Here is a 12,230-nt window from a genome sequence, read left to right on the forward strand (position 1 = left end):
TTACTTTTTAGAATCTTTGGAATCACTTTTCTTTCCGTCTGTTTGTTTTTCTGCGCTGGTATAATAATTAGGAGGAAATCCATTTAATTTTCGCCACAGCTCATACCATATTGGCACATCTTCTAATAAAGCTAAGGTTCTTGCACCAGAACCTACACGTAAAGCTTCTGGCCATTTATGTTTATCCCTTTCTTTAAGATCTGGAGTTAGCAGAATTCGATATTTACCATTATCGCTTATAAAATTTTCTATAGCTACTACTTTTGCACCATAAGTACCAAAAGATGCGTTTGGCCAACCGCTAAAAACGATTGCAGGCCAACCATCAAATTGTACTCTTACATGATCGCCGATATTAAGCAATGGCAAATCTATAGGCTCTACATAAGTTTCTACCGCGATATCTATATTTGAAGGCATAATAGTAACCAGCTTTTCACCTTCTTTAAAAGTCTCTCCAATACCTTGTTTTAGTGCCCGGTTTATATAGCCATCCTGAGGTGCACGTATGTACAATAAATTTTTTCTTATTTGATAATTTGAAAGCGAATTTTCTAATTTTGAGACTTGTGCTTCAGCGTCGAATCTGGATGAGTTAGCCGTAGAAATTTCACCTTCAATTTTATTAATTTTATCGATATAATTGGCTTCAATACGATTAACTTCCATTATAGCATTTAATAGCTGATTTTTGCTACTTAGCAATTTGTTTTCGAGATCGATAACTTTAGCCTGAGATTCTTGAAATTTGGATTGCTTTGTTTCTAGATCTAACCTAGACTTTAAGCCCTCTTCGTATAATTCAGCCGTACGTTTGTATTGTCTTTCGGCAATGCTTAGGTTTACTTTGGCTGCTTCTAAAGAAATACTGTCACTATTTATTTTAAGATCTGCCTGCTTTCTCTTATTTCTGGTTTGTTCTAGTTTTAATTCTCTTTCGCGCTGAATAGCCTGCATTTGCCTTTGTAGCGCTTCAATTTTTTGACCATAAGATTCTAAAGATCCACTTTTGGAGGTTAATTGATTACCGGTTCTTTCAACTAAAAGAGGGTCGAAATATTCATTTTTTACTTCTGTAATATGAAGAATTGTATCTCCTTTTTTAACAAAATCACCTTCCTGAACATACCATTTTTGTATCTGGCCCGGAATAGGTGATTGCAGCGTTTGGGGTCTTTGATCGGGCTTCAATGTAGTTACGTAACCTTTACTACTTATGGTTTGCGTCCAGGGGAAAAATAGTAGTATGAGTAAAAACACAAAAGTTCCTAACAAAATCCTGGAAAGAAGCTTATGGTGACTTCTTTTCACGATCAGCGAAAAAGCATTAAAGTCTTCGAACTTTACTTTTCCGCCTAATTTTGTATTAGAAAGATTGATCATTTATATTAATTTTATTTTCTTTTTAAATAAAGCGGTTCGAAATCTTCAATTTGCTCTTTGTCGTCTGCAAGAAATATACTCGTATTTTCTCTATTTGCGCACTTCATTAAAGCTTGCAAATCACTATTGGAAAGTATAAATCCTTTCTCGATCATCAAGATTTCTGGTTGTTTGAGTAATTCACGAATTAAGCATATTTTTTTGGCTGTTTTAGCGCCTATTTTACTACTTCCTGAAAAAATGTAGGTGTTTAAAGATTCGGGAAGCTTATTAATGTGATCGATAATTTTAAAATCTTCTAACATATCATAAACACGATCTGAACTCATATTAGGATTGCTTAAGGTAAGGTTTTCCCAGATGGTTCCTTCAAAAATACTATCAGTATTAAATAGTAATCCAATTTTATCTCGATATTTATCTATATTGATATTTGCTATTTCTTGTTTGTCAAGATAAATTCGGCCTTCATCGGTTTTCTTCATTCCAGAGAGGTAATGAAAGAAATCATTTATAACCACTTCAGATCCTACAAGATTAATCTTGTCGCCTCTATTGATTACAAGATCTGGAACCACAGTTTTTTCTATATGAAGACCTTCAATCTTAATAGGAAAAAGCTTTACATCGTTTCCGTTAATTCCTGTTTTACGATCTAATTTTTTAGAAATTACTTCGTCCAATTTTTCTACAGCAGTTACCATATCGTAGATGGTTTCTAAGCTAAACCCAATTTTTTCAACTGAATTGATGACCATCACAATTATAATTTCTGCGGCTACAAATTGTCCAATATTCATTTGTTGATTTAAGACCAATAACCCGCCAATTAGTAGTAATCCCAAGGTTACAATTACCTTAAAACCCACCATTAGTTTAAACTGATTTTTTACGGTATTAAAGTGATTTTGTCTTTCGTCTAAATATTTGGTAACGAGTTTATCGTTTTTATTTTGCTCGTATTCGTCTGGAAAAGTTTTAAAAACTCTAAAATTACCGGCTACCTGTTGTATCCAAAAAGCTACGTGATATTTCTTTTTGGATTCCATAATACTACTTTTCAAAGCTTTTGTGAGAGTGAATTTAAAAATCACAAAAATTAATACAAGTAGCAGTAAACTAAAACCAATAAAAAAAGGATGGTAAAAGGATAGCAGTAAAAGACCGAATATAATTTGAATAACCGCAGCGGGAAATTCTAATAGTAATTTCTGAAGTCCTTTTTGCAGGGTCAAGACATCAAAAAAGCGATTGGCAAGTTCTGGGGGATAGTAGTTCTCTAATTCTCTAACCCGCATTTTAGGAAATCTATAAATAAACTCGAAAGAAATTCTAGCAAAGACTTTCTCTTGTATAATTTCAACCAAATCTAATTGAAGAACCTGCAAAACCCCTACAAAAGCAACACCGGTAGTCACCAAGCCAGTAAGTAAAATCCATGAGGTTGAAACCTGGGCTCCTTGGATTAAATTGATAATCGCTTGAATTCCCAAGGGTACAGTAAGTCCTATAAGCCCGGCAAATATGGCGTAGTACAAAACATTTAGAATATCACGCCTTTCCAATTGAAGAAGATGAAATAATTTCTTCCAGGGAGAAATTGAACTTTTGGCCATATATTTAGGTGTGTTTTTTATCTAAGGATTTATGCTTGTATCAGATTTTAAAATTAATCAAAAGTTGTGTCCAATCAAATTCGACTGCAACCGATCTTTAAAATAAAACGCGAATATAAAATGCAACTATTAAAAAAACTTTGGATCGAGATTAAAATGACATTAAAATTTTTAGTTCTTTAATAATCTTATATCCTTAAGCTTGCAATTATAGTAAATAATCTAATCTTAAAAATTATAGTTTTCTTAACTACGATATTATATAAAGCATTTTATCATATTAATTTTACACTCAAAATGAATTATGAAAACAAGTTTAAAAATTATATTCTTAGCCTTAATATTATTTACGCAGTTTTGCCGAGGGCAACAGGAAGATAAGGTTATCATTATCACGTTGGATGGTTTGCGCTGGCAGGAGCTATTTGGTGGTGCTGATTCTCTATTTATAAATAATGAAGCATTTGTAGACCATATTGGTGGTTTGAATAATCTTTTTTGGGCTGAAACGGCTCAGGAGAGAAGAAAATTACTATTTCCCTTTTTCTGGAGCCATGTTGAAGAAAAAGGTGTAATTCTTGGTAACCGTTGGGAAAATAACAAAGTAAACTTAACTAATACTATGGTTTTTTCGTATCCTGGTTATAATGAAATATTAACCGGGAAAGCTGATGATGCGCGTATCAATAGCAACAAAAAAAATTATAATCCTAATAAAACCATTTTAGAAATAGCCAATAACAGCAGGCGTTTTAAGCAAAAAGTTATGGCATTTGGAAGTTGGGATGTTTTCCCGTTTATCCTGAATGAAAAACGCAGTGGTATTCCTGTAAATGCAGGATATCGATCTTCTTTATCCAAGCATCCCTCAGAAAAAGCTTTGTTTTTAGATAAAATTCAGCAGGAGACACCAAAACGCTGGGGCGGTGTACGATTTGATGTTTTTACCCATAATTATGCGATGGAAGCATTACGTCACGACAAACCCAAACTCTTGTATATCGCTTATGGCGAAACCGACGATTTTGCGCATGATGGCCGTTATGACGATTATTTAAAATCTGCTAACCGGACAGATAAAATGATCCAAGAAATATGGGAATATGTAGATATCGATCCTTACTATAAAGACAAAACAAGTATTTTGATCACAACAGATCATGGTCGCGGTACCGGAACCGGTAAAAATGATACTTGGCGAGGGCACGGTGAGGAAATTATTGGAGCTAATCAGACCTGGATTATTGCTTTTGGATCTAAAATTAAAGCACGTGGAGAATTAAAAAGTAAAGAGCAATATTTCACTTCGCAGTTTGCACCAACTATTGCAAAAATTTTAGAACTAGATTTAAATAGTGAAGCAAAAGAATTGCCCATATTAAAATAGAATTATAATTATTGAATTTTATTTCTAAAAAGGGGATTAACTAATACATTCCTTTTGTTATCTTTGCGCGTATATCTGCATTATTCTCTCCTTTTTTTATAACTACTACAGTGTTTTAGTTTTCAGTGTTTTAATTTTAAAAGTTTACATTTTTTGTAAACAATTGAGACGGGCTTGTAAATTAAAATGTTCTTTTTCAATGTTTTATAAAATAAAATGTAAAACTTTATAAATCAGTAGTTTCAGAATTGTTCACAAAATTGTGAATAAGTATAATAGATTTTTTCAAAAATATGCCTTCTTAGATTGTAATTTTGATCTAAGATTATTGAACGAAATTTTATTGAATTTTTTAAAGGGAATCATGTGAAGTCCATGAGCTTTACGTATTGCAAATTAGCATTGCTAATAAGCCAGAACACTTTCTTCGTTGTAATAATCTTTGTTTTCGCATAAAAGTAGTGGTTAAGGGTACCAGTATTCGCAAATTTCATAGAATTTGTAATTAAATCCAGCCATTGATGTTTGTGCATTTGTTTTTTGTTTCATTATTAACACAACAGCAGTATGAGTATTTTTGATAAGCGGCTAAATTATAAGCCTTTCGAGTATCCTGGAGTTTTAGATTTTACAGATGCTATTAATCAGTCGTTTTGGGTACATTCTGAAGTCGATTTTACTGGCGATATTCAGGATTTTCACACGTATCTTAATGAAGGAGAGAAAGATGTAGTTAAGAAGAGTTTGTTGGCGATCGCGCAAATAGAAGTTGCTGTAAAATCCTTTTGGGGAGATCTATATAAGCATTTACCAAAACCAGAATTTAATGGATTAGGAAGTACTTTTGCTGAATGTGAATTTAGACATTCGCAGGCGTATTCAAGACTTTTGGAAGTTTTGGGATACAATAATGAGTTTGCAAAAGTTGTAGAAGTTCCTGCTATCAAAAAACGAATTGAATATTTATCTGAAGCATTAGAACATACAAATGCAGAAGATCCTAGAGAATATGTGTCTTCATTAATTTTATTTTCAATTTTAATCGAAAATGTATCTCTGTTTAGTCAGTTTGCCATCGTACTTTCTTTCAACCGCTTTAAAGGCGTTATGAAAAATGTGAGTAATATTATCGCATGGACTTCAGTAGACGAGCAAATTCATGCCAACGCAGGGATTTATATCATTAATCAAATTCGTGAAGAATATCCAGATTACTTCAACGAAGAAATGATTCAGAAATTAAATAATATCGTTAAAACTTCTATTGAAGTTGAGGGCGAGATTTTAGATTGGATTTTCGAAAACGGAGAATTAGAAAATATCGATAAAAAGAATCTAATGGATTTTATGAAATTCCGTTTAGATGATAGCTTAAAAAGTATCGGACTTCCAAAATTATACAATATCTCTTCTGCTGAATATCAGCCAATGCTTTGGTTTGAAGAAGAAGTTTTTGCCAATAGTTTAGACGATTTCTTTGCTAGACGCCCTGTAGATTATACAAAGCACGATAAAAGTATTACTGCATCAGACCTGTTTTAAAATAAAGATCACAAATTAAATTCCTGAAACTCCCATGACAACGAACGTAGAAACTCAGCCTTTAATTGCCGACGAGCCGAAGAACAAAAGACTTTGGTGGCTAAATGATGAAAGTCAGCAAATTTTAAATCGAGGTTATTTATTAAAAGGAGAAACGGTAAAATCCGCTATAGAACGTATCGCCAATGCATCGGCCAAAAGATTATATAAGCCTGAACTGGCTGAAGCTTTTATTGAAATGATCGAGCGTGGTTGGATGAGTTTAAGTTCACCAATTTGGGCTAATATGGGAACCGAGCGCGGATTACCAATTTCATGTTTTAATGTTTACGTTCCAGATAATATAGAAGGGATTACCCATAAGCTTGGTGAGGTGATTATGCAAACCAAAATTGGAGGAGGTACTTCTGGTTATTTTGGCGAATTGCGTGGCCGTGGAAGTGCAGTTACTGATAATGGAAAGAGTAGTGGGGCAACAAGTTTTATGAAGCTTTTTGATACCGCTATGGATACGATTTCTCAGGGAGGTGTGCGTCGCGGTGCATTTGCTGCATACTTGGATATCGATCACCCAGATATTAAGGAGTTTCTTGAAATTAAGAATATAGGAAATCCTATTCAGAATTTATTTTACGGCGTTTGTGTGCCAGATTACTGGATGCAGGAAATGATTGAAGGTGACACCGATAAACGTGAAATCTGGGCTAAAGTTTTAGAAAGTCGCCAACAAAAAGGTCTACCGTATATTTTATTTAAAGACAATATTAACCGATTTAAGCCACAGGTTTATAAAGATAAAAACAGAACGATCCATTCTAGTAATCTTTGTTCTGAAATTGCTTTACCTTCTACCGAAGATGAATCTTTTATCTGTTGTTTGTCTTCTATGAATCTTGAATTATATGATGAATGGAAAGATACTGAAGCGGTTAAGTTAGCGATTTATTTCTTAGACGGCGTTTTACAGGAATTTATCGCCAAAACTGAAGGAAATCATTATTTAGCATCAGCGAACAGATTCGCGAAAAATCACCGTGCGCTTGGATTAGGAGCGATGGGATGGCATTCGTACTTACAGAAAAACAGAATTCCTTTTGAAGGAATGCGCGCAAAAGGCTTAACGCATCAAATTTTTGAAGATATAAGTGCAAAAGCAACAAAAGCGAGTAAAGAATTAGCAACAATTTATGGGGAACCAGAAATGCTTAAAGGTTATGGTTTAAGAAATACGACATTGATGGCTATTGCACCAACAACATCGTCTTCTGCAATCCTAGGGCAAACTTCACCAGGGATTGAACCTTTTAGCAGTAACTATTATAAGGCTGGACTTGCAAAAGGTAACTTTATGCGTAAAAATAAATACCTGAAGCAATTGTTGGAAGAAAAAGGTTTGGATAACGAAGATACCTGGAGAAGTATTATGTTGAATCATGGTAGTGTTCAACACCTGGAAACGTTAACTCAGGAAGAAAAAGATATCTTTAAAACCTTTAAAGAGATTAGTCAGTTAGAGATTATCCAGCAGGCATCGGTAAGACAAAAATTTATCGATCAAGCACAGAGTTTAAATCTAAATATTCCCGCAGGAGTTCCAGTAAGAGATGTAAACCAGTTAATGATCGAGGCCTGGAAGTTAGGAGTAAAAACTTTATATTATCAAAGAAGTCAAAGTGTATCTAAAGAATTTGTATCGAACATCGTGAATTGTTCAAGCTGTGAAGCTTAATTACAAATCGAAATAAAATTAAAAAGCCACCTTATCGGGTGGCTTTTTTGTTATTTCAGACTCGAAGCATTTAGTTTCTTTTGTTAATTTTTTCTTTTTCAATATCCTTTTGTTCTTGAAAATGCTCTTCAAGAATTTTCTTTTCATCAATGCTTAAATTTTCTGAAAGACCTATTCGATCATAAAAATTAATCGTTTCATCGTTTTTGTGAACTAATATCACCACTGGAAATCCTTTTACATCTTCCAGTATTTCAAAATTTTCTTCGATTCCTTTGAGCGGTTTCTCGCGATGAATAAAATATTCGAAATGCAAATCTTTGGCAACAGGAAGGTCAAAAGGATCATCTGTAAGCGGAGCATGGGTGACTATGCCCTGTACTTCATAAAAATCATTTTCATTATAATCAGTATATTTTTTTTCTTCCTTACAAGAAGTAAGTATAGAAGAAATCACAATCAGAATTGCTAAAATCTTTTTCAAAATTAAGGTGTTTTTGTGAAAATACCTTTTTAGCTGAATCTCACAAAATTGATTAGCATTTTAAAGTGTCTCTTCTTATTTTTTCTTTTTCAACAAATATTTTAGAGCACCTGTAGACCATAGCGCCCATAAAATTAATACTGGCTGAAAGAATAATCGAATTAATCGTTTTTGATCGGTATCTAAACCAAAAGCATCGATTCCATTGGTATACTGCGAAATGTTTCCCGGGAAAATTAGAATATAAAAAATCGCTAAAAATAATCCAATCTTAACTTTTTTACTAACCCAAAAGATAAGACATAAGCCTAGCGAAATTTCCACGACACCAGAAGCAATGACTACAAAATCCATAAATGCTGGTGAGCTTGGTAACCATCGTGGTACCTGCGCCTGGAATTCCCCTCGTTGAAAGGTAAGGTGTCCAATACCCGCAAATGTCATCATCACACCAAGAACCACCCGCATGATATTTTGAAATATTGAAGTTTTCATTTTTTAAATCTTTTAAGATTAAATCGTTTACGATATAAATATATGAAGATTTTTTAGTTTGAAGATGAGTGAGAAGAACTTTTTTGAGATAGCTAGGAATTTATAATAAACTATTTTTCAAGACCTAATAATAATTTAAAAACAATTTCAACTTCTAAATTGTAAAAGGTGTTTTAGATATAAGCAATTTTTAATTTATGGTTCGGTATGTATTGCTTAAAAATTTCTATTAGTTTTTCTGGTCTTTTGGCTGAATGTTTACTAAATCAATTTGATAGGTTTTGTCATTTGTTTTTAGAATCTCCAGCGTGTCATTATTGAACTCTAATGATAAAATTTTTGAAAATGAGAGACATATTTCTTAGAACCAATTCAGCCTAATATTCATTCCTGCCTTATTCCAACTCACCGATCTTTTATAAACCAAAAACCTTGAAAGAAATAATAATTGTAAGAGGTGAATAGATTTGCTAAAAATCGCTTCAAAAATACCCAGGCGTTCTCCAAAAATGGATACGATAAGTAGTAGCATAACTGAAGCTCCTACCAATGCAATATTTATCAAGTTATTAAGCTTCTTGAAAATATTCTATTCATAATCAGTAGAATATATAAAAAATAATCATAAGCGCTAGCGTGTAAAATAATATTTACTGGATTACATCTTCATCTTTTGTTTTATTGCCTATAGAAATTTAGTTGCATGCTAAAATCAATCTATAAATTTAGCTAAACTTAGTTTTAATAGAATTTTAAGTCAAAAATCCTTCAAGAAAAATTACATTGAAAATAAACAAAAAAGAAAAATTGATATGAAAGTTTTAATTATTGGAGCTCACGGAAAAGTTGGTCAACGAATTTCTAAAGCAATGAGTGCTTCTAAAGATTTTGAACCTACTGCATTTATTAGGAAAGAAGAGCAAAAGCCACTTTTTGAAGAAATGGGAGTGGCCACAGTAGTAGAAAGTTTAGAAAATACACCTGAAGCTATAGGAGACGTGATTAAAAATTATGATGCTGTAGTATTTAGTGCAGGTTCTGGAGGGAATACAGGAGACGATAAAACCATTACAATTGATTTGGATGGCGCAATTAAGTCTATTAATCAGGCTGAAAAGCATGGTGTAAAACGCTTTATTATGGTTAGTGCGTCTCATACAGATGATCGTTCGTATTGGGATCAAGTTGACGGAATGCAACCATACTATACCGCTAAGTATTATGCCGATCTAGAGTTGAAACGAAGCAAATTAGATTATACAATTTTACGTCCTGTTCTTTTAACCGACGAAGATGCAGCTGGCAAAATAATAATGTCTGAAAATCCCGATGAAGTCAATTCTGAAATTCCACGCCAGGCAGTAGCAGAAACTGTTTTGGCCGTATTACAAAATCCAAAATCAAAAGGTAAAATTATCGAAATGAGTAAAGGCGATCACACAATAAGCGAAGCCTTAGACAAATTTCTTGCCTAATTGAGAAAGCAATGAAAATACAAAAACCGCTGAAGTAAATTTCAGCGGTTTTTTTTATGATATAAATAATTATTACGATAAAAGTTATTGATTTTCTTTTATTTATAAAGCGTATTATTTACATTTATTAAGATAACCATAGAGTTCAGGTTATAATTATAAACTACCATTTTAATACTACGCTGATGATTTTTAGAAGATTTCTTATAGCAGTTATATTATTGTTCGTTTCTCTGTCTGGATTTGCACAAGAGAATCTGATTATAAATACGCAAAATCGAGAGCAGGTTTCCTTAAACGGAACATGGCATTACCTTATTGATCCTTACGAGACCGGTTTTTACAACTACAGGTATAAAGAAAAAGGTGAAAAAGATCCCGAAGCCTATTGGAATAACCCCAACCCTCATAAAAAAACAGATAGAAAAGAACATGAATATAGCGACGATTATACGCTAGAAGTGCCGGGAGATTGGAATTCTCAGGATGATATTTTTAAATATTACGAAGGATCGGTTTGGTACCAACGAGAATTTGATAAACCAGAATTGGATAAAGAGGAACGTGTTTTTCTATATTTTGGTGCAGTTAACTACGAAGCTCATGTATATTTAAACGGAAAGAAATTAGGAATGCACAAAGGCGGCTTTACGCCTTTCAATTTTGAAATTCCCCAAGAAATGCTTCAAAAATCAGGGAATTTTCTAGTTGTTAAGGTGGATAATAAGCGTTATGCCGATGAAGTTCCTACCTTAAATACCGATTGGTGGAATTATGGCGGAATTACACGGGATGTAAAATTAATTATAACACCACAGAATTTTATTCAGCAATATGCTTTGCATTTAGATCAGTCGCAGGATATTGAAAAATCAATTAAAAATAAAAAATTCAATGTTTCAGGATATATTAAACTGAATACTGCTTCCGAAGAAAAAGTCACCATAGAAATTCCTGAAATCGGCCTAAAGAAAAAAGTCGATATTGTTGGTTCTGAAGCAACTTTTAATTTTGATGCCAAAAAAATAGAATTATGGTCTCCGGAAAATCCTAAACTCTATAATGTGAAACTGACTTTGGGAGAACACACGATCATAGATAAAATTGGTTTTAGAAAAATAGAAGTTTCCGGTAAAGATGTATTGCTTAACGGAAAAGAGATTTTTATGCGCGGCATAAGTTTGCATGAAGAATTTGCTCCTGAAGTTCGCAGAGCAAACAGTAAAGATGATGCCAGTAAATTATTTGGTTGGGTTAAAGACTTAAATGCGAATATGGTTCGATTAGCGCATTACCCACATAACGAATATATGACGAGAGCTGCAGATTCTTTAGGAATTTTAGTGTGGAGTGAAATACCGGTGTACTGGACAATTGATTTTAAAAATGATGAAGTTTTAGAAAAAGCTAAGAAGCAACTTGAAGAAATGATTATTAGAGATCAAAATAAAGCGTCCATAATAATCTGGTCGGTGGGTAATGAAACCCCTGTAAGTGAAACCAGGACAGATTTTATGAAAGATCTGGTAATGCATGCTAAAGAAATGGATAAAACTCGCTTAATTTCTGCAGCGCTAGAAGTGCATTATAATCGAGGCACTAATTTTATAGACGATCCATTAGGGGAATATACCGATTTAGTTTCTGTGAACGAATATCTGGGATGGTATGGTGATTTACCTCATGCTAAAGTGCAATCAAAATGGAAAACTGCTTATGATAAACCGCTTTTCTTTAGTGAAACAGGGGCAGGAGCCAAAGCAGGTTTTTCTGCAGATAAGGAAACCAGATGGAGCGAAGAATTTCAGGAATGGTATTACCAAGAAACTCTAAAGATGATGGAGCAGATGCCAGATAATTTTATGGGCCTATCACCCTGGATACTTGTAGATTTTAGATCGCCAAAAAGAAACAATCTTAAATTTCAGGAAGGATGGAATCGTAAAGGTTTAATTGATGATAAAGGCAATAAAAAGAAAGCATTTTATACCCTTAAAGATTATTACGAAAAGAAAGAGAAGGAATACGAGGATTAAACAGCATCTCCTTTTAAGAAAAGGCGTTAATCTTTAGAGGTTAGCGCCTTTCTTTTTTATTTGGTGAGCGTCGGAGCTTTAAT

9 protein-coding genes are annotated in these 12,230 nt (G+C 33.3%); 5 read left to right on the top strand and 4 right to left on the bottom strand.

Going from position 1 to position 12,230, the window contains the following annotated elements:
- On the bottom strand, positions 1 to 1,383 hold the full coding sequence (locus tag PBT89_RS05525; protein ID WP_270063760.1) for an HlyD family secretion protein: 1,383 nt from the start codon (positions 1,381 to 1,383) through the stop codon (positions 1 to 3).
- 11 nt (positions 1,384 to 1,394) lie between these two features.
- Complete coding sequence (locus PBT89_RS05530) at positions 1,395 to 2,999, bottom strand: ATP-binding cassette domain-containing protein (protein ID WP_270063761.1); 1,605 nt, start codon at positions 2,997 to 2,999, stop codon at positions 1,395 to 1,397.
- 304 nt (positions 3,000 to 3,303) lie between these two features.
- Between PBT89_RS05530 and PBT89_RS05535 the strand changes: the two genes are divergently transcribed.
- From PBT89_RS05535 to PBT89_RS05545, 3 genes are all read left to right on the top strand, one after another.
- Positions 3,304 to 4,386 carry an alkaline phosphatase family protein gene (locus PBT89_RS05535; RefSeq protein WP_270063762.1) on the top strand — a complete coding sequence of 361 codons (1,083 nt, stop codon included), beginning with the start codon at positions 3,304 to 3,306 and terminating at the stop codon, positions 4,384 to 4,386.
- A 567-nt stretch (positions 4,387 to 4,953) separates the two neighbouring features.
- Positions 4,954 to 5,928, top strand: a complete 975-nt coding sequence (locus tag PBT89_RS05540; protein ID WP_270063763.1) for a ribonucleotide-diphosphate reductase subunit beta — start codon at positions 4,954 to 4,956, stop codon at positions 5,926 to 5,928.
- Between the two features lie 34 nt (positions 5,929 to 5,962).
- The gene (locus tag PBT89_RS05545) at positions 5,963 to 7,657 is read left to right on the top strand and encodes a ribonucleoside-diphosphate reductase subunit alpha (protein ID WP_270063764.1); all 1,695 of its coding nucleotides are present in this window, start codon (positions 5,963 to 5,965) and stop codon (positions 7,655 to 7,657) included.
- Positions 7,658 to 7,727: 70 nt separating this feature from the next.
- On the opposite strand, the gene PBT89_RS05550 is transcribed toward PBT89_RS05545, so the two are convergent.
- Together PBT89_RS05550 and PBT89_RS05555 are read right to left on the bottom strand one after the other, a co-directional pair.
- Positions 7,728 to 8,141: a hypothetical protein gene (locus tag PBT89_RS05550; RefSeq protein WP_270063765.1), complete on the bottom strand. Its 414-nt coding sequence runs from the start codon at positions 8,139 to 8,141 to the stop codon at positions 7,728 to 7,730.
- A gap of 75 nt (positions 8,142 to 8,216) precedes the next feature.
- Positions 8,217 to 8,636, bottom strand: coding sequence for a DoxX family protein (locus PBT89_RS05555; protein ID WP_270063766.1), 420 nt, complete (start codon positions 8,634 to 8,636; stop codon positions 8,217 to 8,219).
- An 812-nt stretch (positions 8,637 to 9,448) separates the two neighbouring features.
- Here PBT89_RS05555 and PBT89_RS05560 point away from each other — a divergent pair.
- Complete coding sequence (locus tag PBT89_RS05560; RefSeq protein WP_270063767.1) at positions 9,449 to 10,111, top strand: SDR family oxidoreductase; 663 nt, start codon at positions 9,449 to 9,451, stop codon at positions 10,109 to 10,111.
- Between the two features lie 185 nt (positions 10,112 to 10,296).
- Positions 10,297 to 12,147, top strand: coding sequence for a glycoside hydrolase family 2 protein (locus PBT89_RS05565; RefSeq protein WP_270063768.1), 1,851 nt, complete (start codon positions 10,297 to 10,299; stop codon positions 12,145 to 12,147).
- Positions 12,148 to 12,230: the final 83 nt, after the last annotated feature.

It is taken from the genome of Zunongwangia sp. HRR-M8 (genome assembly GCF_027594405.1).
Classification (GTDB): Bacteria; Bacteroidota; Bacteroidia; order Flavobacteriales; family Flavobacteriaceae; genus Zunongwangia.

What these genes read in the sequence shown, in the direction of transcription:
- PBT89_RS05555 (WP_270063766.1), bottom strand. Translation starts at nt 8,636, where the DNA reads ATGAAAACTTCAATATTTCAAAATATCATGCGGGTGGTTCTTGGTGTG.
- PBT89_RS05530 (WP_270063761.1), bottom strand. Translation starts at nt 2,999, where the DNA reads ATGGCCAAAAGTTCAATTTCTCCCTGGAAGAAATTATTTCATCTTCTT.
- PBT89_RS05560 (WP_270063767.1), top strand. Translation starts at nt 9,449, where the DNA reads ATGAAAGTTTTAATTATTGGAGCTCACGGAAAAGTTGGTCAACGAATT.
- PBT89_RS05565 (WP_270063768.1), top strand. Translation starts at nt 10,297, where the DNA reads ATGATTTTTAGAAGATTTCTTATAGCAGTTATATTATTGTTCGTTTCT.
- PBT89_RS05540 (WP_270063763.1), top strand. Translation starts at nt 4,954, where the DNA reads ATGAGTATTTTTGATAAGCGGCTAAATTATAAGCCTTTCGAGTATCCT.
- PBT89_RS05535 (WP_270063762.1), top strand. Translation starts at nt 3,304, where the DNA reads ATGAAAACAAGTTTAAAAATTATATTCTTAGCCTTAATATTATTTACG.
- PBT89_RS05545 (WP_270063764.1), top strand. Translation starts at nt 5,963, where the DNA reads ATGACAACGAACGTAGAAACTCAGCCTTTAATTGCCGACGAGCCGAAG.
- PBT89_RS05525 (WP_270063760.1), bottom strand. Translation starts at nt 1,383, where the DNA reads ATGATCAATCTTTCTAATACAAAATTAGGCGGAAAAGTAAAGTTCGAA.